Raw genomic sequence first — 24,297 nt, forward strand, 5'->3', positions numbered from 1 at the left:
GGATGGACGAACTTTCCATTGCCTCCCTCGATAGAATAGGTTATTCCTACGTTGAGGAAGGCAATCCCGCCCTCAGGGACATATCCCTGGAGGTGCGGCGGGGCGAATGGCTCGCTCTTTTGGGCGGCAATGGCTCCGGCAAGTCCACGCTGGCAAAACACCTTAACGCCCTGCTCGCTCCGATGCAGGGCGCTTGTTTTATATCCGGGATGGACAGCAGAGACGAGAGGAATCTCTGGGAGATAAGAAAGACCATCTCGATGGTATTTCAAAACCCGGAAAACCAGATCGTCTCCACGGTGGTGGAGGACGACACCGCCTTCGGACCGGAAAACCTGGGTCTTCCTCCCGACGAAATTGAGAACAGAGTCAAAAAAGCTCTCGATATTGCGGGATTGAGCGACAAAGCTAAATCGGCATCCTACACCCTGTCGGGAGGTCAGAAGCAACGTCTGGCTATCGCAGGGGCCATAGCCATGGAACCTCCCTGTATAGTTCTAGATGAACCTACCGCTATGCTCGACCCTCAGGGACGAGGTGAGGTGATGGCCCTATTGGAAGAACTTCACGGTCACGGAATAACGATAATCCACATAACCCACAGGCTTGAGGAAATACGAAAGGCGACCAGAGCGGTCGTTTTACAGGCAGGTCGGTTGATCTGGGACGGACTTCCCGAGGACCTGTTCAAAGAACCTGAACTGACTTCATGGGGGCTAGAGCTTCCTCCGATAGTCTCTTTCTGGCGTCGTCTCAGGGAACGGGGTCTATGTGAAGATGACGTCATCCTCACCGTCGAAGGGTTGGTGAACCGGCTATGTCGATAGAAGTGAATAACTTGACCCATATCTACCATAGAGGAACCCCGCTTGAGACGGTAGCTCTGAGAGACATCTCTATGGAGGTACCCGATGGTGGATGGGTCTCCATAGTCGGCCATACCGGAAGCGGCAAATCCACATTAGCGCAGCATCTGGATGCTCTCCTGCTTCCCGACGAAGGCAGCGTCCTGGTGGACGGCCTATCCACGGACGTAAAGAAAGACCTCAGAAAGATCAGACGCAAAGTCGGCCTAGTATTCCAGTATCCGGAACAACAGCTTTTTGCCGAAACCGTCAGGGAAGAACTCTCCTTCGGACCTAAGAACTGGGGTGAAATCGACGATATCGATCGAACCCTGGCTGAGGTCATGGAGCAGGTCGGACTGGACGAATCCTATCTGGAAAGATCCCCATTCAAGTTGTCCGGTGGCGAAAAAAGAAGGGTCGCCATTGCCTCTGTATTGGCGGTTAGGCCTTCCTATCTGGTCTTGGACGAACCTACAGCAGGACTGGACGCCTCGGGCCGTCATCGTCTGGTAGAACTGCTTTCCAGAATACACTCAGATGGAACGGCGGTCATAATGGTGACTCACGATCTAGAGATAGCTCTGGACCTGAGCGATAGGATCATCGCTCTCGAAAAAGGTACGATAGCCTGTCAGGGTAGTCCGGAGGAAATAGTCCTCTCCTTGGAAAGTCGACCGGTCTCCGGATTGGTTCTGCCCGATATATGCAAAATTTGGCTGGGCGTTAAAAACAGAGGCATGGAGATCCCCTTCAGCTGCGATCCCATCTACCTTGCGGACTTCATCGCTGATAGGAGCTGATCGGTTTGAAATTCCTAGATAACCTGAGTTTCGGACAGTACATACCGGCGGATTCCCCCGTTCACAGATGTGATCCCAGATGTAAAATTATGTCGGTCCTGATCCTTCTGACCGGTGTATTTCTGGTGGATTCCCCTGTAGGCTTTATCTTTTGGGGAGGTCTGTTGTGGCTGTTGAGCCTTATCTCGAAAATAGGCATCCCCGTCCTTCTCAGGACGGTAAGGCCGATAATGTTTCTTATAATATTCACTGCTATAATAAATCTCTTCTTCACATCGGGGACTCCTCTGTTTGAAATAGGTCCCATATCGATTACGAAAGAAGGAGTTCGATTGGGCGCCTATATGGCCCTTCGGCTCCTGTTTCTGATCCTCTTCGCCAACCTCTTGACCTTGACCACTAGTCCTATGGCATTGGCTGATGGTATAGAATCTTTGTTGTCTCCCTTTAAAAGACTGGGGCTTCCCGCGCATGAAATGGCAATGATGATGACCATCGCCTTAAGATTCATTCCGACCTTGATGAACGAGACCGACAGGATAATGAAAGCTCAGCTCGCAAGGGGGGCTGATCTCGATAGGGGAGGATTGATCAAGAGACTAAAGGCCTTTATACCCGTACTTATTCCTCTGTTCGTGATAGTATTTCAGAGGGCCGACGATCTTGCCGTAGCCATGGAAGCCAGATGCTACAGAGGTGGAGGAGGACGAACCAGAATGCGTCCTTTTGCCTGGGGGACCGGAGAAACCCTATCCTTGGGCTTCGTACTGACCGTGGTGGTAGCTCTGACCGTCCTCGAAAGGAACATCGGCCTATGAAGTACGCATTGGAGTTATCCTATGAAGGCAATCACTTTTCCGGTTGGCAGCTGCAACCGGATTCGATAACGGTGCAGGAAGTTCTCGAAGAAGCTCTTACCGTTCTTGAAGGGGCTCCCGTCAAAGTTTCCGGTGCTGGAAGAACCGACAGCGGAGTCCACGCCAGAGGTCAGGTGGCATCCTTCGAATTGTCGAAAACATGGGATCCCTACAGGCTCACTCTTGCGGTAAACGCCAATCTTCCCGAACACGTCTCGGTTATGAGGGCCTCGGCGGTCCCGGACGATTTTGACGCTAGACGGAGCGCTCTATGGAGGGAATACGCCTACTTTGTATGGCACGGGCCTTCCTGTTTTCCCCATGTCCGTGACATGGTCTGGTGGAGAAAGAGAGACGATTGGGACATGGACGCGGTCGACGGATGTTGCAGGGCTTTGGTCGGGGAACACGATTTCGGCGCCTTCTGTAGACTCTCCGAATGTCCTGAAAACGCCGTGAGAACACTGTTCAGTGTAAGGCATATAAGGAGAGGAAGGCTGTCCATCTTCAGGATAAGGGGTAAAGGGTTTCTCACTAACATGGTGAGAATAATCCTCGGGAACATCGATGCCGTAGCGACCGGAAAGAAAAGACTAGAATGGTTCGAAAGGCTGCTTCTCGGAGGAACGAGAGTAGACTCGGCTACGACGGCTCCCGCTTCGGGATTATTCTTTTGGCGGGTTGGCTACGACGATTTTTAACGGTAGAATCGTAGACGTTATCGAGTTCGAGGATCTAAGTCGTAATTGAGGAGGAGACTGCCACGTGTTTGGTTTGGGAAACGATATAGGCATAGATTTGGGGACGGCGACGGTCCTGATCTACGTCAAGGGTAAAGGTGTCGTCCTTCGGGAGCCCTCGGTCGTGGCGGTGGATCAGGAATCGGGAAAAATCCTGGCCGTAGGGTACGAGGCTAAAAACATGGTGGGACGGACACCGGGAAATGTCATATCGGTCCGCCCCCTTAGAGACGGAGTTATAGCGGACTACACGATGACCGAGACCATGCTCAGATATTTCATGAGACGGGTCAACACCGGCATTCGCAGGTTTTTCAGGAACAGGGTCATGATATGCGTTCCATCCGGGGCCACAGACGTAGAGAGGCGAGCCGTCCTGGAGGCAGCCGTAGAGGTGGGAGCCAGAGAGGCCTATCTCATAGAGGAACCCATGGCCGCGGCCATAGGAGCTCAGCTGAACGTCGAGGAGCCCAGAGGAAAAATGGTGGTCGACATAGGCGGTGGCACCACCGACATAGCGGTGATATCCTTGGGCGGTATCGTGATATCCAAATCGCTGCGAATCGGAGGAGACAAGTTCGACGAGTGCATAATGCGCTACCTTCGTAGGCAGTACAACCTAGCCATAGGCGAGCAGATGGCCGAAAATCTTAAGATAATGATAGGAACATGCTTGGCCGACGGAGAGGAAACGGAGATGACCTTGAAGGGCAGGGACCTGGTCCAGGGACTGCCCAGACAGATAGAGGTCAGCAGTAGAAGCGTCTGTTCCGCCATAGGAGAGAGGGTCCAATCCATCGTCGACGGTGTTAGAAACGTTTTGGAGCTCACGCCGCCGGAGCTTTCCGCCGATATTATAGACGGAGGGATCGTTCTTACCGGAGGAGGGTCCCTCTTAAGAGGTCTGCCGGAGCTCATATCCAGACAGACCGGAATCAGATGTTTTGCGGCGGATCAGCCTACCGAGTGCGTCGCTCTGGGAACCGGAATAGCCCTGGCGAACATAAACAGGCTGCTGGATTCTGGAAAAGGAGGTATCCTTTTCTCGGCCAGAAGAGGACGTCGCCGTCGCTGGTGAGGAGGGACGCTAAAAGTGCATAAAGGCATTTACGCCGGAGTATCGGCCATGATGGTGCAGCAGGGAGTCACCGACTGTGCCGCCAACAACCTGGCGAACGTAGACACGGCTGGGTTCAGGGCTAGAAAACCTATAGCCAAGTCATTTCCAGAGGTTCTAATGGAAAGGGTCGATCCCGCCAAAGGGCAGGGGGAGATCCCTCCTTGGCCTTGGAGGAGTCACCCTATCGGAAACGCCTCCATGAACCAGGTGCTTTCCGAGACGTATATGTCCACCGACGAGGGGAACCTGCAGGTTACCGATTCCCCTATGGACGTTGCTTTGACGGACGAAGAAGGTTTTTTCGTACTTCAGGACGGAGAGGGCAACCAATTCTACTCCCGATCCGGTCATTTCCTAGTCAACGAGGGGGGGCAGCTGGTCAATCCAGACGGATATCTTCTCGTGGGAGACGGAGGACCTATCGACGTAGGGGAAGCCGCTGCCGTATCTTTTACCGACGACGGACAGGTGATCGCAGATGGGATCGCTGTGGCTCAGATAGACATAGTGGGATTCGAGTCGCCTACCGCCCTCAGGCAGATGGGCAAAAACCTTTTGGCAGAGACGGAGGACTCCGGGGCTCCTGCTCCCGTCGAAGTTCCTCAGGTGGCGGTGGGGGTACTGGAGCGTTCAAACGTCAACGTCGTCGAGGAGATGGTCCGCCTGATAGAGGCACAGAGAGCCTACGAAGCCGCGTCTAAGGGAATCCAGACTTCCGACGATATGACCGGACAGCTCATAACGTCCTTGGCTAAGCCTTAAGGAGGATAAACAATGATAAGATCTCTTTGGACCGGCGCTACAGGAATGGTAGCCCAACAGACCAATCTAGACGTTACCTCCAACAATCTAGCCAACGTCAACACCGTGGGCTATAAGAAGGTAAGGACCAACTTCGCCGACCTTCTATACCAGATAAACCGCGAACCGGGTTCTCCCGTAGAGGGGGGGACTACGGTACCCACTGGAATACAGGTCGGACTGGGAGCCAGGGTCAACGGAACCTCCAGGATAACCACCCCCGGCAGCTACGAGGTTACCGATGCACCTTTAAACGTCGCCATAGAGGGCAACGCTTACTTTCAGGTCGTCCTCCCCAACGGGGATATAGCCTATTCGGCTAACGGAGAATGGCAGAGAGACGGCGACGGACAGATAGTCACCTCCGACGGTTATCTTTTGGAGCCCGCCATAGTCATACCGGAGGACGGAACGGACATAACCATAAGCTCTACCGGACAGGTCTACGTAAGCCAGCCCGGCGACGACGAGGCTCAGGAAATAGGTCAGATAGAGCTGGTTCGTTTCGTGAACCCTGCGGGCCTTAGGGCCATAGGGCGCAACCTTTTCAGGGAAACCGCAGCCAGCGGAGATCCTCAGATAGGCAATCCGGGAGACGACGGTTTTCCCACCCTTCAGCAGGGCATACTCGAGAGGTCGAACGTACAGGTAGTGGAGGAAATGGTCAACCTGATAGTCGCTCAGAGAGCTTACGAGGCAAACTCCAAGACCATTCAGACCGCCGATAGACTTCTGGAAGTTGCAAACGGCCTCAAACGCTAACAATAGGAGGATTCTGGATGGTATCCTCAAACGCCGGGCGGCGGGTCCTCCTGAGGGCCCGCCTCTGTCGTATAATAGTGTCGATGATAGCGGTTTCGGTGTTGTCCTTTTCTGCCGAGGCATTGGAGCTTTCTGTGGAGATCAAATCGGGAGCGGTCGTCCCGTCCGGACCGATCAGGCTGAAGGACGTTGCCTACGTCGCCTGCGACTCTCCAGAGATATTGACAGGGAGCTCCTCCGCTATATTGAGACCCTCCGGAAATACAATAACCCCGGAGGACGTCGTAACCGCCCTTACCCAGGCTGGAATAGGCGGGGTATCTCTCAGGCTTGTCATGGCGGACAATGTGCCCTTTCGACGTGAAAACGACATAGAGCGATGGCTTAGAAACTACTCCGGGTGGACAGGAGCCCTCGAGGTAGAATCCGACGGATTTCCCCAAGGGGGCAGGCTGGTACCTCCCGATTCCCTCTATCCCGGGGCTAAGGCGATAAACCTCAGATTCGATGTGGCCGGGGCAGAACAGATATATCCCGCCAGGCTGCGATGGCTTCTTCCTGCGGTAGTCGCCGACAGCTATCTTAGAAAAGGCGTATATATAAAAAACACCGACCTGGCGATCGCAGCCATAGAGGTTAGAAGAAACAGAAAATATTACGACGATCCCAAAGACCTGGTGGGAATGACTGTCGAGAGGGACATGGCCAAAGGCGATCCCTTCACCGTAAGGATCACTGAGGAGCCCGAGCTGATTCGAACTGGCGATCTGATTCGGTTGTTATACCGTAGCGGCTCCCTGTTGGTCTCTACGTCGGGAAGAGCCATGGACAGAGGTGCTTTGGGGGACAGGATAAAGGTCCGTAACGACAGAACGAGAAAAATAGTGTTCGGAATAGTGACCGGGCCTGGAACCGTGGAGGTGAGTGAATGAAATCCTTAACTATCGTGATGCTGGCCGTCTGTCTGGCGTCTACTCCGATCTCCTGCGCGTCTGGACAATCCCTATGGCAGGACGGCACGAACTACATAGGAGACGACAGACCTTCCAGAGTAGGGGATATCGTCATGGTCGAGGTCGACGAGAGAACGGATACCGAGGACGAGGCCAAGACTGAGACCACCAAAGAGGGTGGGGCTAACGTAAGCGAGGGAACCGGTATATTGGACTTCATCAAGGGGCTGAGCCTTACGTCCAGCACGACCAGCACAGGAGACGGATCCTCTGAGAGAAGCTACAGGACCAGGGCCAAGGTCACCTGCGTCGTGACGGAAGTGCTCCCGAACGGCAACCTGGTCATAGAGGGCACCAGAGATCTCCAGACCCACGGCGAAACCCTGAAAATGAGGTTCAGAGGGGCCATCAGGCCTCAGGACGTCGACGGAGATAACACTATCTCCAGCGAGAGAGTCGCTAACGTGGATCTTATAGTCGACGGCAAGGGCACCCTTACCAGGCTGCAAAAGCCCGGCATATTGACCCAGATCCTGCAGGCAATTTTCTAGGAGGTCCCGGTGTAGATGAAGATAATAAAAGCGATCCTTTTGTCCGTTGCTGTTTCTCTTTCCGTGGCCGGACTGAGTCTCGGTGCCCCTATAAGTCCGGAGGTACGAATAAAAGACCTGGCCGATATCGAAGGGGTCAGAAGCAACCAGCTTTCCGGGGTCGGTGTTGTTATGGGACTTCAGGGGACGGGGGACAAGTCGGACATGTCCATACAGGTTCTTCGTAACCTCATGCGTCGCTTCGGAGTTACCTTGTCGGATAAAGACGTCAAGAGTAAAAACGTAGCCATGGTGGCGGTAACGGCGGAACTGCCTCCTTTCGTTCGTCCCGGACAGACTGTCGACGTTACCGTGAGCACCCTCGGAGACGCCAAGAGCCTCCAGGGAGGCGTCCTTCTACAGACCCCCCTTAAGGCAGCGAACGGCAACGTCTATGCCGCCGCCCAGGGTCCGGTTCTGGTCGGTGGATTCTCCGCCGGTAGAGGAGGCTCCAGCGTGACCAAAAATGTCGTCACAGTAGGACGCGTCAACGGAGGGGCCATAGTGGAGAGAGATGTTTCAACCGAATTTTCCTACGGAGGCAGGCTCTCTCTTCTGCTCAGGAACCCCGACTTCACCACCTCCAGAAGGATAGCCGACGCCATAAACAGGAAATTCGGATCGATAGCCTCTGCCTTGGACGCCGGACGGGTTCAGATACAGCTTCCCGGAGCCTATATGGCCTCGCCTTCCGCCTTCATAGCCGACATGGAAAGCATGAGGGTTACGCCGGATATGCAGGCCAAGGTAGTTGTCAACGAGAGAACCGGAACGGTCGTTATGGGTGGTAACGTCCAGATCAGCTCGGTTGCAGTGGCTCACGGAGACCTGACGGTCAGGATAGACCAGGAAAACCAGGTATCCCAGCCTGAGCCTTTCTCGGGTGGAGTCACCACGCCCTACGCCAACGATACGGTCCAGGCGGAGGAGAAGAGAGGTTCCTTCATAAAGATGGATGCCACCACCACGGTAGATCAGCTGGTAGACGCGATCAACGCGGTTGGAGCCTCTCCCAGAGACGTAATAGGAATATTGCAGGCGATAGATAGAGCCGGTGCGCTTCACGGCGAACTGGACGTAATGTAAGGAGGTATCCGAGGTGAAGATTGACAACTCCGAACTATCGGCCCTCAGCTTAAGCGGAGGACGAAAAGACCCTCACGAAACCTTAAAGAAAGCCTGTCAGGATTTCGAGAGCGTCTTTATGGCCCAGACCTGGAAAGAGATGATGAAACAGGCCCGGGAGATCGGCGGCAAGGACGAGGACGATCGCCCCTTCGGGATATTGGAAGATCTCTCCGTGGAGATGGCCTCGGAGGCCCTGGCGGGGCAGAACGACAACGGTCTTTGGAAGGTCCTTTACGACTCTCTGGCGTCCTCCCTGCCCGACGAAGATATCGAGAAGTCATGAAAGCATCCTCTCCCTGGTGGTTCGAAGGGCTTAGATTCTCCTGTGTAGGATGCGGAAGATGCTGTAGAGGAGAACCTGGCGCCATCTTCTTTTCCAGATACGAGGAGATGAGAATAGCTTACTGCCTGGGGCTATCCTTAGGGGAGTTTCGTAGAGGATATGTAACCGGTAGATGGGGATTGCCCAGCATCGACGAGAGATGGAACGGCGAATGTCTCTTCTACGATCCTGCGACCGCCAGATGTCGCATATACCCGACACGTCCACTTCAATGCAGGACGTGGCCCTTCTGGCCGGAGATACTGGATACCCCGGAATCCTGGCGGAAGGCCTCTAAAATGTGTCCCGGAATGGACCAGGGAGTCATGCACGACGGTCCTGAAATAAAGGGGATACTGGATTCCTACGTCAAATACCTCGGGGAGATGGTAAATTGACATCCTTAGCCGATGCCTTGCCGGAGATGAATTGGCAGTTGATATTTTTTACCGTCCTTCTCAGTGCGCTGGTGGCCTTCTTAGGCGACCTGTTAGGCATGAGAATCGCAAAAAAAAGGATCACCCTTTTTGGCTTAAGGCCCAGACATACCAGCACCCTTATAACAGCCATAACCGGCATGGTTATAGCCATGGGAATAATGACCGCTCTGGCTGTGACTTCCGACACCGTCAGGACCGCCCTCTTCAGCTTGAAATACGTTCAGAGACAGGTCCTGGACCTAACATCCCAGCTTCAGGAAGCTAGAGACGAATCGGATCTAATGGGCATTCGCTACGTCGAAAGCCTCCAGAAGCTGGAAAACAGTGAAAAGGAACTGGCTCATGTGAACGAGAAGCTGAACTCTCTCACCCCGGAGCTAGAGGCCACCAGAAAGGAGATATCCGAGCTGCGCTCTCAGAGGGCGAAGCTTCAGGAACAGATAGAGGCCCTTCGTTCCGAGGCGGTAAACCTTCGTAGAGGTCTGGAGGCGGTCAGAGAAGGACGTGTAGTGGCCTTTGCGGACGAACTTTTGTCTCAGGAGACCGTTCAGGAGGGAGCGTCCAGGGAAGACTTGCTCTCGATAATGTCCAATCTGAGGAATAAAGTGAGATTTATAGTGGCCAGAAGAGCCTCTATATCCCCGGAGGACATCTCTATCGGGAAGGACGAACAGGAAGAGGAGCGGGTGATCTCGCGATGTCTCGTCATAAACAGCAGAAAGGTAATCCGGGCGAGAGCTTTGTCCAACGTGGTCGCCGGAGAGCCAGTCACCCTCAGCTACAGGGTATACGAGAGCGTTAGAGTGTATAGAAAAGGCGAGCTCGTATTCAGAAAAGCGGTTCCCCCCGTAAACGATGTAGCAGAGGCGGAGGGAGTCCTCCACGAGGTTCTCAAGGAGGTAAACCCCATAGCGGTCAGGGACGGTATCCTTAGGGATCCCTTCACCAGGACGGTGGGGCAGATAGACGCAACCGATTTTTACGAGGCGGTAGACAGGCTTAAGGACACCGAAAGCTCCCAGATAATCGTGTCGGTGCTGGCTGCCGAGGACATATACACCGAGGGACCGGTCAGGGTGACCTTGTCGATCGGTCTAGACGAGGGGTAGACCAGATGGATCGGGAATACCTGTATTACGACAGCAAGATAGGACTCTCTTCCGAGGAACTTCAAGGGTTGTATCGATTTACCCGATGGGGAAGAAGCCGTTCCGTATCGCAGATAGAGAGAATGCTCAAGGGCACGGACCTCTGTTTTTCCGTCCGTTATGAATGTGAGTTGGTCGCCTTTTGTCGAATAATCACCGATTTCGTCTTCAGGGCCTCTTTATGGGACGTGGTGGTACATCCGGACCATCAGGGGCAAGGGCTCGGTTCCAGCCTGATGGGGTATGCCCTGGAACACCCTGCCATAAGGAATATCCCGATGATAACCACCTACAGCAGCGAGCTGGGCCCTTTTCTGGCCAACATGGGGTTCGAGCCCAAGGAAGGCATGATGATGTTGCTTCGGTGTCCTATAGAATACTCATGACCTCGATAGACCTTTTCTTGCATTTTCTGTGGCCGGTAAGCTGTCCCGTTTGCGGTAAATTGGCCAGCGTCCTCTGTCGTTCCTGTTCGGACGAACTGGTTAGGGATAATCCCTTGCGATGTCTGGTATGCGGAGAGGATATTCCCTGTCATCTTCACGGCCATAGCTATCCTTCCGTATCGGGAGCAGTCCACTCCGGCATGGCCAGAGAGTTAGTGTTATCCATGAAATATCACGGTGTGTCGGGAATGGGAAGAATAATGGGACGATCTCTGGGATCCGCCATAGCCATGCCCTTTCCCCAAAATCGCATAGTGCCCATTCCTCTCCATCGTGGAAGTACCAGAAGATACAACCAGTCCCGATGGTTGGCTATGGGGATATCGGACGTTTGGGGTGTAGTTCTATCGGATCATCTGAAATGGAGGACATCGGAAAAACAGTCGGAACTTGGGGCCGAGGCCAGGAGGAGTATGCCAAAAAACTCCATCCTTTGGAGAGGTCCCGATCTTAAGGGGCAGAGCTGTACCCTCGTCGACGACGTAAGGACGACCGGAACCACCCTTCTAAGAGGAGCGGAGGCTCTTTACGAAGCCGGCGCCGAGAACGTTCTGTCCATCACGTGGAGTCGGTCGATAAACGCTAACGAGAGAGGAGATCTATCATGGAGCTGAAACACTGTAAGATCTGCGACAAAGTCTTCGCAACCGTCACGGCGGATATATGTCCTTCCTGTTGGGAAGATCTGGAGGAAGTCTACATGAACGCCAGAAAAGCCATAAGGGATCATCACGGCTCCCGGTTGGACGCCTACTCTTTGTCCGAGATGCTGAATGTAGACTCTATATACATAGAGGTACTGGTGGACCAAGGGCGTTTAAGCCTCTCCGGAGAAGACGACGGTAGGCCTCGTTGTAAGTCCTGCGGCGTAGAGGTCCACTCCGGGCAGGAGTACTGCGATACCTGTAGAGAAAAGCTGATAAAAGGTTTTTCCTCCGACGGGGAACACAAGAAAAAGACCATGTTTAGACAGGAACGCAGGAGTAGATGAGGTTAAAGTTCGCGATCTTCTACCTGTTAAGGAGTCGGCCCCGAAATCCGATACATAACCAGATGCTCCTGGGGGGGATGTCACGATGATAGATAAAATAGTTGGATCCTACTTATACAACGGCGGTTCTCCCGTAAAGAACCGTAAAAAAATCGACTCCAACGTCGGCACGGATAAAAAAATCGACGGAGTAGAGGTAAGCGATTTCGCCCAGACTCTGGGCAAGGCCATGATGGAATCCAGGAAAGTATCGGACGTCAGGCAGGACAAGGTCCAGGCTATGTCCGATAGCATAGATTCCGGTTCCTACGATCCCGACATGGGAATATTGGCGGCCAAGCTGATAGCGGCCGGGCTGACCAGGTCTTCCGATTGATATGTGGTCGTCTGAGATCGTAGGGGTGATCGAACGGCAGACGGAGGCGATCCATCGCGTCCTGTCCGTGGTCGTGAAACAGCGAGAGGCGCTCAAAGAGGGGCGCCTCGAACTTTTGAAAGACCTCCTCAAGGACATGGATCAGGCCCATCAGGAGGCCATTACCGCCGAGTCCATGAGGATCCAGGTCGTCAATAAGATAGCCGAGAGCAGAAAATGCTCCCCGACCTTGAATGAACTGGCCGCCTCAGGTACGCTCGAGGAGTCCGAGGCGATGCTGAAGGCGGGAAAAGCCCTGAGAGCCGCGGTCGAATCTGCTCGGTCCGAGATGGCGTTGCTGAACTCCCTTGTCGAGGAAAACAAGGCCCTTAACGATATGCTTATAGACGAATGGCGGCGTTTAGGCGGAAATCAATCACTATCGTCTCTTGACTTGAAAGGTTAGGTGAATGCCTCATGATCAACAGTTTTTTCGGGTTCGAGATGGGAAGAAGGGCCCTCAGCTATTTCCGTCAGGGATTCGAGACATCCGGTCATAACATCTCCAACGCGGACGTGGAGGGGTATTCCCGCCAGAGAGTTGAAGCTTCTTCTACCGATCCTTTTACCGAACCGGGCCTGAATCGTCCCGCTCTTCCAGGGCAGATCGGCACGGGAGTAAAGGTGGATGCCATAGTCCGTCTCAGAGACCAATTTCTCGATCTCCAATACAGGGAGGAGAGCACGGTAAAGGGGTATTGGGACATAATGACTCAAGGTCTGGACACCCTAGAGACCTTCGTCAACGAGCCCAACGGAGAGAGCGTAAGGGTCGGTTTAGACGATTTCTGGGCCGCTCTTCAGGAAGCTTCCAAAAATGCGGACAGTTCCTCCGCCAGGGAAAACCTGATATCCAAGGCAGGAACCTTGGGAACCTATCTGGACAGTCTCTCTAGAAATTACGAAGAGTACAGGACCGGATTGAACGAACAAGTTTCCCTGGCTGTGAACGAGGCCAACACCTATATAGACCAGATCTCCGCCCTGAACCTTACGATAAGGGAGGTCGAGGGAACCGGCGGTAACCCTAACGACCTTTACGATCGGAGGGACCTGTTGGCCGAAAAGCTCTGCTCTCTTATAGATTGTGAAGTAAGCGCCCCTTCCGATATGGAGGACGGCGAGTACAAGATATATCTCGGCGGAAGGATATTGGTTCAGGGAGATAAGGCCAGACATCTCGAATTGAAGTCCGTTCCAGGTAACTCCGGTTTCTATGACGTCCAGGTCGAGGACAATACCTTCGATCACGTCTCAGATACCGACGTTTTGACCGCTTCGATAGGCCAAAAGGCCTCCGAGGCGATCCATTCCGTGGCGGTAGAAAGGCTTGCCAGCGAGACGACCTGGAAAGTCGGAGGGGGAACCATAAACGGAGCCGTCGGTCGACTGCCGGTGAGCGATCCGGACGAGGCCATGAACATAGAGGGAACCATCAGACTGCAGGTTGGATCCTCCGGAGTCAGAGCCACCGGCAACCAGATGAACAACGAAATGGGAAGCCCTGTGCTTCTCAAGTTTCCCGGAGGAACCGATCGTACCGAGTATACCTTCAGAATAGCCTCTCAAGACCTGAACTCCATGCCGGGCAATCCCGAGGAAATGTACGTAACGGTTTCCTGGAACTCTGCGACGTCGGAATGGGAGATGTCCAGCCGCTGCGGCAACAGCTCTTCCGGCACGGTGTCCGCAGGTGGAGAGCTTTCCCTCGATGAGCTTCAGTCCTTTCTTCAGAACGACACCGGTGTGGGAGGCCGGTTGGAGGTATACGTAGAGAGCTCCGGATCGGTAGACCGTCTGGTGATAAAGTCCGGCGACGACCATCTTCTCTCCTTCAACGACATGAAGGGAGACCTACTTTCCGGAACGCTGGGACTCGAGAACGACGCTCCGGTGGTAACGGTCGAGATAGACAACGACGACACCCTTAGATCAATAGCGAACAAGATAAACGGTGCTTATAACAACGGCGATGGAATGCCCGACGATCCGTCGGAATGGCTCCACGCATCGGTGAAAAGCGACGGAGGCGGAGACTACTACCTAGTCTTGGAAAGCGACGTGGTAGGCGAGTCCAGCAGAATAAACGTTATGGGATCCGATGCAGGAGATTCCTATGCCGCCAGACGTCTCGGGCTTATGGGGGGAACCGCCGCGGAATACTCCACCGAAACCCTCTCCACCTCTACGGATGCATTGGTGATGGTGGACGACGATCGCTATCTGTCCTCTTTCAACGAGTTTCGGCAAGCTCGAAAAATATCCGCTTCCGACGGATATAAGGCTTCTTCCATGGAGGATGTCGCTTCGGGCATAGTTCTCAGCCTGAAGGACACAGGCAGCTCCGCCATAAGGGTGGAACATCACGTCTCCGGAGGAGAGATAAACGCCCTTATGGAGGTCAGGGACGACGTAATATTGCAGCACCTGGAATCCTTCGACGCCATAGCCTACAACCTGATAAACGAGATGAACGCAGTACACTATGCCGGTCACGGAAGCGGGGACTATTCGGACATAACAGGAACGGCCTTCTTCTCTCCGACCTCCGTTATGTCGGGAGCTTCCAGGAATCTCTCCGTGAACGATCAGTTGGTGCAGGCCTCCGGGCTCTTCGCCGCTTCCGCCGACGACGGAAACGGCCAGTCCAAAGGCGAGGGCAACGGGGACAACGCCATCGCCATGGCCCAGCTGAAACAGGCCAAGGTAATGGCCGGCGACAGCGCCACCTTCAACGAATATTACGAGGATTTCATCGCAAGGCTTGGGGTGGAAAGCCAGAGATCTCAGGCCATGCTGTCCAACCAGACCACCTTAGTGGACCAGATAAGCTCTCAGAGACAGTCGGTCATGGGGGTCAACATAGACGAGGAGATGATGCAGATAATGCAGTTTCAGCAGTCCTTCAACGCCATCTCCCGTTACGTAACGACCCTGGACGAGATGCTCGACAGGGTGATAAACGGCATGGGCCGCGTCGGCCTGTAAGGAGGGTAACCCATGAGAAGGGTCAGTAACTCCATGATGTACGGTGGCATGATGACGGACATGCACAACAACTTGGCCCGTCTTCTTAAGATGAACAAACAGGGCTCGACGGGAAAGCTCCACCATAAACCCTCGGACTCGCCTATAGACGTGACCAGGGAGCTCTCCCTCAGCACCACCATATACGAAAACGAGCAATATATAAGAAATATGAACGACGGTCTTACCTGGTTGAAGAACACCGATTCGGCTCTCAATCAGATAGGTGAGATGATAGATCGGGTTAGATCCCTCTCCGTTCGTGCCGGAAGCGGTGCCTTGAACGACGAGGAGATGGATGCAATCGCTCAGGAGATGATAGAGCTTCAGGAGGGAATAAGGGAGGCCGCCAACTACAGCGTTGAGGGTCGATATCTCCTCTCCGGCGCAGCGACCTCCGTGCCCGCCTTCCAGAGGGACGAGGAAGGGCACGTGATATATGCCGGAAATGACTACAGGGTTCAGTTCGAGATGGAGCGTGGCATAGTCAGCGACGTATCCGTGACGGGCAAAGAGGTCTTCCCCGATGACTACACCCAATATACCCTGAGGAGTGCCGACGTTCCCGCCGATTTCGAGTGGACCGGCAGAAACGAGATAATACAGATCCAGGTCGGAGATCGTTCAGTTAAGATCAGGATACCCGAGGAAGACTGGGAGGACGATAACTACGACAGCTCTACCCTTACCGACTACAACAGATTCAGAGATCCCGGAGAGCTTCACCCTATGTCCTTGGACGATATAGCCGAGACCATAGAGAGCTCGGTCAATATGGGAGACGCCGGGAAGCTCGTGTCGGTTCAGGTAATAAAAGACGAGGACGCAGGCACTCAAAAGCTGGAGATTCGCAGCCATACAGGAGAACCTATCTCCATGACATCCTGGCCCGAAACGGACGATATACCGATGAACCAGGCAGTAGAATCACTTGCAGTGGATGACTCCGTTCCTGGCGGCTACGTTCTTCCATCGGACGGCTCGATCGAAATAGCTATAGACGATAGCCAGAATATCACTACACTGAACTTCACCGCCGGAATGACCTTGGATCAGATGGCCGACCAGATCTCCGGACAGGAAGGTTTGGTCGGTAAGGTAATAAATTCCGGAACGTCTTCCGCCAAACTCATCGTAGTCTCCAGCGATGAGAACGTAAAACTCAACGTAACTCCCGAGGGTGGAGCGACAAACCTTTTCGGTCCCGACCCGGTCGCCTCCGAAGCAGTTTCCAAGCCTCACGATCACAGTCATATAGGCCTTATGGGTTTACTGGGAATGGAGACATCCCTTCAGGGAACCGAATATTCTGAAGGGGCTACCATCGCTTCCGGACTTTCGGACACGAACAAGGTGAACTTCTACATACAGTCTGGAAAGAACAAAGCGGAAATTCTGGTCAACTCCGGACCGGACATGACATTGGAGGACCTGGCCCAGGAGATAAGGGCCGTAGCGGGAGATTGGCTCGAAGTGGTCGTGCAGACCGATCCGGGAGACGGAGTGGCTGGTCCGAACGTATCCGGAAGTAACCTCGAAAACGGAACCCAGCGCCTGGTCATCAGGGCCAAAGACGCAGGAGCTCCTGTAAGCATGATGGACCTAGCCACCGATGGAACAAATGCGAACACCTCGCTAATTCAGTCTATGGGACTGTCCACCGCCGTCTACGCTCAGGGAGCGGCGGAATTTCCCACCGGAGGAGATCTAGATCCCAACATGCCTGCTCGTATGACCGTGTCGGTAGGAGAGAGGGACTATGATCTTAAACTTTACTCCGATGACGTAGCGACAGGCGGAGTGGTGGACAACGTCAAGATGGCTCGGGAAATTCAGCGTCAGGTAGGTAAGGGCCCCGACGGCGAGGACCTCATCGGCTACAAGGAGCTTTCCTCGGGAGGAGTGGCACTATTCGCCACCTCCGGAGAGCCGCTTCAATTCGTCGATCGTTCCTTCGGAGATCCTTCAGTGGACGAATACAGCGCCGGTCTTGCCCTCCAAAGCGGCATTGCTTCGGGGATACAGGGAGAATCCGTTGCGGAAAATCTGGCCGTAGATACCGGCTCCGGAGGGGTTATGCGCATAGAGGCCCTGGGGCGGTCCGTGGATATATCCGTGGCTCCGGGAGATACCATGAAGGATTTTTCCGAAAAACTTCGCAAATATGCCGGGAACTGGCTTAACGTATCCTACGTCGATACCGATCTGGACGACGGCACCAACGACGTTAGGCTCTCTATATCGGCAAAAGACGGCTCCGCCGTCAACGTCTACGACCTGGAACCGGCCGCCATGACGGCAGGTGGTCCCGGTGCGGCGGCAGCTTTCGGCATAGACACTGCGATCAGGGGGGCCGCTCTGCCTGCCGGTCCGGTCGTCGTCGACGACAGCACGAACACTCTCTCCATTTCGGTGGACGGATACGAGCACACGATGGACCTCAGAGAGCTCGATGCCGACGGAAGCGGAGTTCTGAGCCACGACGAGATGACCTCGGTGGTGGACCTCATAAACTCCCGTTTTCAGGGACAGGACGTAGAGGCTCAGCTATACACCGACCAGGCCGGAGACGATCATGTCATACTGACATCTCCCAAGGGGTACGAGATAACCGTATCGGGAGATCTGGCTAACGACTTTTTCGGGGCCGCTACCATCACCAGCCCTGACCACGGAGGAACGGGCCCCTACGGTCAGGTTGTAACGAGACGAACCGGGGCCGACTATCGCCAGACCGATTTTTTCGGAATGATGGAGGATCTCATAGACGCGGTCAAGGGGCAGGACAGCGAGGCAATAACCACGCTCCTAGGCGACATAGATAACGAGATAGACTCCCTTCTCAAGTGCCGTACAGAGGAGGGGGCCTTGGTCAAACGATATGAGGGCAGCTCCAGCAGGCTGACCCAGAACAACGGCAACTACACCGAGCTGTACAGCTCCATAAGCGACACCGATCTGGCCAAGATGGCCATGGAATACATGTCGGCCCAGTCGGTCTATCAGGCCGGACTTGCCACCATAGCCAGGATAATCCAGCCTACGTTGGTGGACTTTCTGTCATGACGAAAAAAATGTCTAAAACGTTGACGATCTCGACGAGCCGTTTCGGTGACGTGAAATACGAGGAAAGCATGATTTTTCTATCGCCTAAGGGGATCCCGGGATTCGAGGATATGCGCAGATGGTTACTGGTAGGCGAGGATGACTCAACCGTAAAACATCTTCAGAATTTAGAGGACGGAGGTCTTGCTCTGCCGGTAGCCGTTCCTCAGCAGCTTTTTTCCGATTACTCGGTGAAAATCCCTCGAGAATTTCTAGATGAAGTGAAAGCCGAGGACGAAAGAGACCTAGGGATCCTTTTAATTCTTACTGTTCCTTCCGGAGCGATATGGGATATGACCGTCAACATGAGAGCCCCCATATTGATAGGGCTTTCCTCTCGGTTGATGCTTCAGGCCATATTGCCGGATGAATCCCTGACTCTTCGTCGCCCTTTGTGGAATCAGGCTCAAAGAGACGAGATGAAAAGTAAAATTCAGCAGTCGTCTCTAAACGGGGAATAACCTATGTTGGTTTTATCCCGCAAAGTCGGAGAGGGAATGAAAATAGGAGAGGATATAACTCTCAGGATACTCGAGGTAAAAGGAGACACCGTTAAGTTGGGATTCGTGGCTCCTAAAAACGTCCCTATATGGAGATCAGAACTCTTCGATGAAATAGCCGATGCCAACCGTCAGGCCGCCTCGATAGAACTAGGAGGCGATATAAACCTAGATAACATTTTAAGGTCTACGAAGAGGGGTGATGCCTCGTGATGGATAGAGCTCTACTAGAAAAAAATTTGGAAAAACTGGAGGGGCATCAGCCTTTACTGGTAAAACGATTGAGGGCAAGGCTAGAGGAACTCGGAGATTCTCCTATGAAACCGATTTTCCGTGAAACACCTAACGGCAAATGGGTCTCGGGCATTACGGAATCACCTTTTTTCGAGAAGGAACCGGCGTTCAACTTCAAACACGTAAAGGTGCCGGTCTACGCTCTGTTCGGGATAGGAACGCCTCCCTATCTCTTCAAGATGCTCAAGGCCCTGCCTCAGGAGGCCCTGGCGGTAATCGTTGTCGAGCCCTCTTTAGATCTGATACTCCATACCCTCTCCCTTACCTCGGCTTTTATGGCATTGCCTCGAGGATGCCGCCTTTGTTTCCTGGTGTCCGACGACCGTCCTTTAATGGACGAGCTAATGGACTGGACCTTGGTACCCATGGGGATATTCCCGGCCGCCAACATGCACTCCGAATATCATGGGGGAGAGGTGGAGACGGTTCCTGAACTAAAAAACCTTGGTGAGTTCTTCCGTACCGAGGTGGTTTACAGACTCACCCTGCTGGGGAACTCGCCGGAGGACACCCTTCTAGGATTTCGACATGCGGTTCTCAACACCCCGAGGATTCTAAAGGGAATTTCTATGAAGTCTCTCAAGGATGCCTTCGGAGGAAGGCCATTCATCTGCGTAGCCGCCGGGCCGTCGCTGGAGAAGAACGTGGATTTGATCAAGGGCATGGAAAATAAATGCGTCATCGTCGCATGCGACACGGTGCTTCTGCCCCTTCTCAGGCGGGGTATCGTTCCCCACGTCGTAACGACTATAGAGAGGCCCTATCTCAGCTACAAAATCTGGTGTCAGAGGGTTCTGGACGAATATCCCGATGAGTGCCACAATATAGTGCTTTTGTCCCAGTCGGTCAGCTACCCTATGACGGCGGGACGATGGCCTGGCCCTGTCGTGGTGATAGGCAAAAAAGGCGTTCCCGTCGACGAATGGTATGTAGGAGCGTTGCTTCACAGGGATCGACTCTATTCGGGCCTGTCTGTTGCTCATATGGCCCTGACTCTGGCTATCTATTCGGAAGCTTCTTCTGTGGCCTTGATAGGTCAGGATCTGGCTTATGCTCCGTCCGGCGAGACCCACGTCGGAGGAGCGGTTGGTCAGGCTATAGAATCCATCGAAAAGAGTAAGGCAAGGCTAACGGTTCCCGCCTCCATGGGTGGTACGGTGGAGACCCACGACCTTTGGTTGACCTTTATCCAGATATTCGAGAGGATAATAGCCGCCACGCAGAAAAAAGTTTATGACTGCACCGAAGGAGGAGCCTTGATAAAGGGCACCGAGGTGATATCCCTGGTCGAATATCTGGAGGAACACGTATCCTCCAAGTCTTTCGAACCGGTAGACCTTTCTTACCTTTTAAAGACGGACCGACGGGGTTGGTCCGAGGAGCGGGAATCTATACTGGCTCGTATAGACTCGGCCAGAGGGGATCTCGAATGGTGCGTCCGGATGTTGGACGAAATGGACGATTTGATCGAAGGCGCAACGGCCCCTGCCTTGCCCCCCTCCAGGAGGAGGGACAAGGGGTTCAAAGTTGCGGAGTTATTGGACAAAATACATGCGGCCAATCCTGTTCTCTCCTTTATAGGTCAGAGCTACACCTACTTGGCTGGAACTGCCATGGCGGAGACCAGAATGATGGACAACGTGGAGTCGGTCTCCCGTTGGGAAAGGGTCCATCGCGAAATAGTCCGATCTCACAGGGCTAACGTCGCATTTTTGGACCAGTGGCTAAACTACGCACGGTCGGTGGTACCGTTCGACACTGATACGACCGCCGACAGGGATTCTGCGATGGATCTTCTCGAAAAAATCGACGGAACCACGGATAAATCCGACCTCATGGTGGCGCTCTCTGAGTTGCTCTGTCGCATGGATCCCGTCGTGGAGGGCGATTTCGGGCCGGAGGACCTGTGGTCACTGGCCCGTTTTTTGTCTTCCAGGGGGAGATCGGAGGAGGCATGCCTCTTCATGGCGAAAGGGGCCTCCCTGATGGAGGATACCTCCGTTCCCGTGGATTTTGCCGGTAGATTCCTCCGGGACTGGGCAGTTATGAGCGCCTCCCACGACCTGTGTAGGGTTCCCAACCTTGAGGAGGCTATGGAATTGGCATCCAACGCTATGCGTTATCTGCCGGACGACGAGGATCTTAAGGCCATAATGGAGGAGATCTCCTCCAGAAACGTCGATCAGCTCAGGGAACTCTCGCGCTTTTTCTCCGACATGGGAGAGACGGTACGATCTCTGAAGTTTAGTGTCGCCAGGGGAAGAAATAAGGCGGAGCTGGCCATTAGACATGACGATCTTGTAGGAGCTATGGATGTCGTCAGGGATATGATATTGGACCTGCAAGCCGACGAATCCCATGAAAATTTCGTAGTTGCGGTCTCTCCCTTCGTGGAATGGCTCGCCACCACCTCGGCCCGTTGTTTGGAGGCCTCTGACGGTCTCATTGTCGAAGGGTCGAAAAAGCACCTGGATTGGCTGGCCCATTGGATTCCTACGGCAGGATTAGAGGGATTGATATTTCCTACGGTTACGGTACAAGCTCTTGAAAAATTCGGTCTCAAGGTGTGGATCGATACGGCCGAAACTGAAACAAGTCAATAGATAAAGGGGGGACGAATTAGTAATCCGAAACATGGGCATGGAAGCCCAAAATCATACAAGGAGGTAACAAATAATGCGTGTATATCATAACGTACCTGCACTCTTCGCCTACAACTCGCTGAGTGCAACCAACAACAACCTTCAGAAGTCCATCAATAAGCTGTCCACCGGTCTCAGGATCAACTCCGCTGCCGACGATGCCGCTGGTCTCGCCATCAGCGAGAAGATGCGTGCCCAGATCAACGGTCTGGATCAGGCAACCAGCAATGCCCAGGACGGCATCTCCATGATCCAGACTGCAGAGGGCGCCCTTAACGAGACCCACTCCATCCTCCAGAGGATGAGAGAGCTCTCCGTTCAGGCTGCCAACGACACCCTCACCAGCCAGGACAGGGATTACATCCAGATAGAGGTCGACCAGCTGAAGGAAGAGATAGACCGCATCTCCACCACGACCCAGTTCAACAAGAAGAAACTGCTCGACGGTTCCGCCTCTGTCCTTTGGTCTTCCGATAACCTGGAGACCAAGGCCTTCGTAAGAGGAAGCCTCCGTACCGTAGACCAGTTCGGTCAGAAGTCGGCTGCAGAGGGCAACTACAAGATCAGCATCACGGCAGACCCCGGTCAGGCCGAGGTTCAGAAGACCGACATCTTCAAGATCAAGCACGAAAACGTCATAATGAACGTAACCAAGAATGAAGCGGATGGGCTTCAATCCATAAGAGTCGATAGCCTTCCCGCCGGTACCTATAATGTTATTGCTTCAGCCGGAGTTACCGCAGCCGCTGTGTCCGAGCTTCAACAGTATGGTACAACCGCTGTTTTAAATTTGGTTGCAGGAACTGTAGATGTTGCTGGTGCTTCCATTTATCTTGAAGTTGCGTCGATAAATACGGCGCTTAATCAGGTTACATTTAAGGCAACAAGCAATGTTCTTGGTTCCGATGGTTCTCTTACGACTAAAAACAACACCAACCTTGTTGTTGGATCAGCGGCGGGGACGGCTGCAGTTCAGCTAGATAGTCTTGGCCTTGGTTCAGCTACCGTTGCGATAGGAAATACTACTGCTGAAAATGCTGCTATGTACTCCATAGGTGATAAGATCGTAATTGGATATGTTGGTTCTGCTGGAGATGTTAGCGTAACTATCTCCGGTACCACCAACCCCGAATGGGACGGACACTGGGGAGGTACCGCTGGTACTGATCTTGACGACCGTAAATTTTCCTTAGTCGCAGCAGATGTTCGGGGCAAAGATATACACTTCAAGAACTTCTACTTGAACACCGCCAACGGGACCCTGTACCAGTCGGACACGGTTCTGGAGTTCAATACGGCCTTTGCTGCCGCAGATGCAACACTTGCCGGATTCGACGCCGCCTACGTCGGTCAGGTTGCCAAGGGCGATGTTCAGCTTAGAGATCTGGACAAGTTCTGGGACGCCAACGGCCGTTTCATGTTGGAGGATGCCCAGCCTATAACCGTAACTCAGGGTGACGGAACCCAGACCAGCATAACCCTGAACTCCACCGATACCCTTAGAGATGTCGAGATAAAACTCAACGATGCCATCGCTTTCGGGCTAGGTCAGGCCAAGTACCTTGATGGCAATACCGACCGTTTCGTCGACTTCATAGAGGGCGAGACCGACAACACATCCGAGTCCGTCGAGGGTACGTTTGTAATACGTTCCGTCGTGGCCGGTTCTGACGGAGAGATCAACTTCGCCGGAGATGAGGACGTAATAAAGGCTCTCAGCCTCAACGTGATACAGGAATCAACTGAGAGTCAGTACGATGTCACCGTCAACGACGCCCATAGCGGCAACACCATCGCCTCCAACGTCAAGGTAACCGGTAACATGCTTTACGGTGTGGTACACAAGAACGTAGACGTTCAGTTCGATGCCATGGCCGATACCAACGTCGAGTGGTCCGAGGATGCAAAGTCTTTCCGCCTAACCACCGACAGCGATGATACCTACGAGACAGTCATCCACCTTGCCGATAACAGCACCGTCTTCCAGATCGGAGCAAACGAGAAGGAAGACATGGGAATCAGCATAGGAGACATGGGATCCGAGGCTCTTGGTATCGATGGGCTTCTTGTAACGGACAGAGAGTCCGCCGCTCGTTCGATCACGGTTATCGACAGTGCGATAGACACTGTATCGAAGCAGCGAGCTAACCTCGGTGCCTATCAGAACAGGTTAGATCACACCATCAACAACCTTACCATTGCCAGCCAGAACCTGACCTCCGCAGAGAGCCGCATCCGCGATCTCGATATGGCCAAGGAAATGATGAACTTCACCAAGCTCAACATCCTTTCCCAGGCTGGAACCAACATGTTGGCTCAGGCCAACCAGCTGCCGCAGAACGTCCTGTCGCTGCTCCGTTAATTGAAC

Annotated in this window: 24 protein-coding genes; all 24 read left to right on the forward strand. The window is 53.6% G+C overall.

Annotation, left to right across the window (positions count from 1 at the left end):
- The first annotated feature begins 2 nt into the window (after positions 1-2).
- Positions 3-827, forward strand: coding sequence for an energy-coupling factor transporter ATPase (locus tag DPEP_RS09860; protein WP_005661752.1), 825 nt, complete (start codon positions 3-5; stop codon positions 825-827).
- Entirely contained in the window at positions 818-1,648 is an 831-nt protein-coding gene (locus DPEP_RS09865) for an ATP-binding cassette domain-containing protein (protein ID WP_005661754.1), read from the forward strand. Before DPEP_RS09860 ends, DPEP_RS09865 begins: the two co-directional genes overlap by 10 nt.
- Positions 1,649-1,653: 5 nt before the next feature.
- Positions 1,654-2,466 carry an energy-coupling factor transporter transmembrane component T family protein gene (locus tag DPEP_RS09870; protein WP_005661755.1) on the forward strand — a complete coding sequence of 271 codons (813 nt, stop codon included), beginning with the start codon at positions 1,654-1,656 and terminating at the stop codon, positions 2,464-2,466.
- Positions 2,463-3,206 (forward strand): tRNA pseudouridine(38-40) synthase TruA, encoded by a 744-nt coding sequence (gene truA, locus DPEP_RS09875; RefSeq protein ID WP_005661758.1) that lies wholly within the window; start codon positions 2,463-2,465, stop codon positions 3,204-3,206. Before DPEP_RS09870 ends, truA begins: the two co-directional genes overlap by 4 nt.
- Before the next feature lie 64 nt (positions 3,207-3,270).
- Complete coding sequence (mreB, locus tag DPEP_RS09880) at positions 3,271-4,323, forward strand: rod shape-determining protein (protein ID WP_005661760.1); 1,053 nt, start codon at positions 3,271-3,273, stop codon at positions 4,321-4,323.
- 15 nt (positions 4,324-4,338) lie between these two features.
- On the forward strand, positions 4,339-5,127 hold the full coding sequence (locus DPEP_RS09885) for a flagellar hook-basal body protein (RefSeq protein WP_005661761.1): 789 nt from the start codon (positions 4,339-4,341) through the stop codon (positions 5,125-5,127).
- A 12-nt stretch (positions 5,128-5,139) separates the two neighbouring features.
- A complete protein-coding gene (gene flgG / locus DPEP_RS09890; protein ID WP_005661763.1) occupies positions 5,140-5,928 on the forward strand; it encodes a flagellar basal-body rod protein FlgG in 789 nt (262 codons plus the stop codon).
- Between the two features lie 17 nt (positions 5,929-5,945).
- Positions 5,946-6,860 carry a flagellar basal body P-ring formation chaperone FlgA gene (flgA, locus tag DPEP_RS09895; RefSeq protein WP_005661764.1) on the forward strand — a complete coding sequence of 305 codons (915 nt, stop codon included), beginning with the start codon at positions 5,946-5,948 and terminating at the stop codon, positions 6,858-6,860.
- Entirely contained in the window at positions 6,857-7,432 is a 576-nt protein-coding gene (locus DPEP_RS09900) for a flagellar basal body L-ring protein FlgH (protein WP_005661765.1), read from the forward strand. Before flgA ends, DPEP_RS09900 begins: the two co-directional genes overlap by 4 nt.
- 15 nt (positions 7,433-7,447) lie before the next feature.
- Positions 7,448-8,557: a flagellar basal body P-ring protein FlgI gene (locus tag DPEP_RS09905; protein ID WP_005661766.1), complete on the forward strand. Its 1,110-nt coding sequence runs from the start codon at positions 7,448-7,450 to the stop codon at positions 8,555-8,557.
- Positions 8,558-8,570: 13 nt separating this feature from the next.
- Positions 8,571-8,882: a hypothetical protein gene (locus DPEP_RS09910; protein WP_005661767.1), complete on the forward strand. Its 312-nt coding sequence runs from the start codon at positions 8,571-8,573 to the stop codon at positions 8,880-8,882.
- Positions 8,879-9,319, forward strand: coding sequence for a YkgJ family cysteine cluster protein (locus DPEP_RS09915; protein ID WP_005661768.1), 441 nt, complete (start codon positions 8,879-8,881; stop codon positions 9,317-9,319). The genes DPEP_RS09910 and DPEP_RS09915 overlap by 4 nt, the downstream gene beginning before the upstream one ends.
- Complete coding sequence (locus DPEP_RS09920; RefSeq protein ID WP_005661770.1) at positions 9,316-10,470, forward strand: DUF3084 domain-containing protein; 1,155 nt, start codon at positions 9,316-9,318, stop codon at positions 10,468-10,470. The genes DPEP_RS09915 and DPEP_RS09920 overlap by 4 nt, the downstream gene beginning before the upstream one ends.
- Before the next feature lie 5 nt (positions 10,471-10,475).
- Entirely contained in the window at positions 10,476-10,895 is a 420-nt protein-coding gene (locus tag DPEP_RS09925) for a GNAT family N-acetyltransferase (protein WP_005661771.1), read from the forward strand.
- Complete coding sequence (locus DPEP_RS09930) at positions 10,874-11,569, forward strand: ComF family protein (RefSeq protein WP_050771325.1); 696 nt, start codon at positions 10,874-10,876, stop codon at positions 11,567-11,569. The genes DPEP_RS09925 and DPEP_RS09930 overlap by 22 nt, the downstream gene beginning before the upstream one ends.
- The gene (locus DPEP_RS12885) at positions 11,560-11,946 is read left to right on the forward strand and encodes a hypothetical protein (RefSeq protein WP_005661776.1); all 387 of its coding nucleotides are present in this window, start codon (positions 11,560-11,562) and stop codon (positions 11,944-11,946) included. The genes DPEP_RS09930 and DPEP_RS12885 overlap by 10 nt, the downstream gene beginning before the upstream one ends.
- Positions 11,947-12,031: 85 nt before the next feature.
- Positions 12,032-12,322 carry a flagellar biosynthesis anti-sigma factor FlgM gene (locus DPEP_RS09940; protein WP_005661778.1) on the forward strand — a complete coding sequence of 97 codons (291 nt, stop codon included), beginning with the start codon at positions 12,032-12,034 and terminating at the stop codon, positions 12,320-12,322.
- Position 12,323: 1 nt separating this feature from the next.
- Positions 12,324-12,767 carry a flagellar export chaperone FlgN gene (flgN, locus tag DPEP_RS09945; protein ID WP_005661781.1) on the forward strand — a complete coding sequence of 148 codons (444 nt, stop codon included), beginning with the start codon at positions 12,324-12,326 and terminating at the stop codon, positions 12,765-12,767.
- An 11-nt stretch (positions 12,768-12,778) separates the two neighbouring features.
- On the forward strand, positions 12,779-15,349 hold the full coding sequence (gene flgK / locus DPEP_RS09950; RefSeq protein WP_005661783.1) for a flagellar hook-associated protein FlgK: 2,571 nt from the start codon (positions 12,779-12,781) through the stop codon (positions 15,347-15,349).
- Positions 15,350-15,361: 12 nt separating this feature from the next.
- Positions 15,362-18,454 (forward strand): flagellar hook-associated protein FlgL, encoded by a 3,093-nt coding sequence (flgL, locus tag DPEP_RS09955; protein WP_005661785.1) that lies wholly within the window; start codon positions 15,362-15,364, stop codon positions 18,452-18,454.
- Positions 18,451-18,954, forward strand: a complete 504-nt coding sequence (fliW, locus tag DPEP_RS09960; protein ID WP_005661786.1) for a flagellar assembly protein FliW — start codon at positions 18,451-18,453, stop codon at positions 18,952-18,954. The genes flgL and fliW overlap by 4 nt, the downstream gene beginning before the upstream one ends.
- A 3-nt stretch (positions 18,955-18,957) precedes the next feature.
- The gene (gene csrA / locus DPEP_RS09965) at positions 18,958-19,206 is read left to right on the forward strand and encodes a carbon storage regulator CsrA (RefSeq protein WP_005661788.1); all 249 of its coding nucleotides are present in this window, start codon (positions 18,958-18,960) and stop codon (positions 19,204-19,206) included.
- A 26-nt stretch (positions 19,207-19,232) separates the two neighbouring features.
- Entirely contained in the window at positions 19,233-21,890 is a 2,658-nt protein-coding gene (locus DPEP_RS09970) for a motility associated factor glycosyltransferase family protein (RefSeq protein WP_198003066.1), read from the forward strand.
- Positions 21,891-21,963: 73 nt separating this feature from the next.
- Complete coding sequence (locus tag DPEP_RS09975; protein ID WP_005661791.1) at positions 21,964-24,291, forward strand: flagellin N-terminal helical domain-containing protein; 2,328 nt, start codon at positions 21,964-21,966, stop codon at positions 24,289-24,291.
- Positions 24,292-24,297: the final 6 nt, after the last annotated feature.

The organism is Dethiosulfovibrio peptidovorans DSM 11002 (assembly GCF_000172975.1).
Taxonomy (GTDB): domain Bacteria; phylum Synergistota; class Synergistia; order Synergistales; family Dethiosulfovibrionaceae; genus Dethiosulfovibrio; species Dethiosulfovibrio peptidovorans.

Coding starts and splice junctions, on each gene's coding strand:
- DPEP_RS09860 (WP_005661752.1), top strand. CDS start 3: ATGGACGAACTTTCCATTGCCTCCCTCGATAGAATAGGTTATTCCTAC.
- DPEP_RS09865 (WP_005661754.1), top strand. CDS start 818: ATGTCGATAGAAGTGAATAACTTGACCCATATCTACCATAGAGGAACC.
- truA (WP_005661758.1), top strand. CDS start 2,463: ATGAAGTACGCATTGGAGTTATCCTATGAAGGCAATCACTTTTCCGGT.
- flgG (WP_005661763.1), top strand. CDS start 5,140: ATGATAAGATCTCTTTGGACCGGCGCTACAGGAATGGTAGCCCAACAG.
- flgA (WP_005661764.1), top strand. CDS start 5,946: ATGGTATCCTCAAACGCCGGGCGGCGGGTCCTCCTGAGGGCCCGCCTC.
- DPEP_RS09900 (WP_005661765.1), top strand. CDS start 6,857: ATGAAATCCTTAACTATCGTGATGCTGGCCGTCTGTCTGGCGTCTACT.
- DPEP_RS09905 (WP_005661766.1), top strand. CDS start 7,448: ATGAAGATAATAAAAGCGATCCTTTTGTCCGTTGCTGTTTCTCTTTCC.
- DPEP_RS09915 (WP_005661768.1), top strand. CDS start 8,879: ATGAAAGCATCCTCTCCCTGGTGGTTCGAAGGGCTTAGATTCTCCTGT.
- DPEP_RS09925 (WP_005661771.1), top strand. CDS start 10,476: ATGGATCGGGAATACCTGTATTACGACAGCAAGATAGGACTCTCTTCC.
- DPEP_RS12885 (WP_005661776.1), top strand. CDS start 11,560: ATGGAGCTGAAACACTGTAAGATCTGCGACAAAGTCTTCGCAACCGTC.
- DPEP_RS09940 (WP_005661778.1), top strand. CDS start 12,032: ATGATAGATAAAATAGTTGGATCCTACTTATACAACGGCGGTTCTCCC.
- flgN (WP_005661781.1), top strand. CDS start 12,324: ATGTGGTCGTCTGAGATCGTAGGGGTGATCGAACGGCAGACGGAGGCG.
- flgK (WP_005661783.1), top strand. CDS start 12,779: ATGATCAACAGTTTTTTCGGGTTCGAGATGGGAAGAAGGGCCCTCAGC.
- flgL (WP_005661785.1), top strand. CDS start 15,362: ATGAGAAGGGTCAGTAACTCCATGATGTACGGTGGCATGATGACGGAC.
- fliW (WP_005661786.1), top strand. CDS start 18,451: ATGACGAAAAAAATGTCTAAAACGTTGACGATCTCGACGAGCCGTTTC.
- csrA (WP_005661788.1), top strand. CDS start 18,958: ATGTTGGTTTTATCCCGCAAAGTCGGAGAGGGAATGAAAATAGGAGAG.
- DPEP_RS09975 (WP_005661791.1), top strand. CDS start 21,964: ATGCGTGTATATCATAACGTACCTGCACTCTTCGCCTACAACTCGCTG.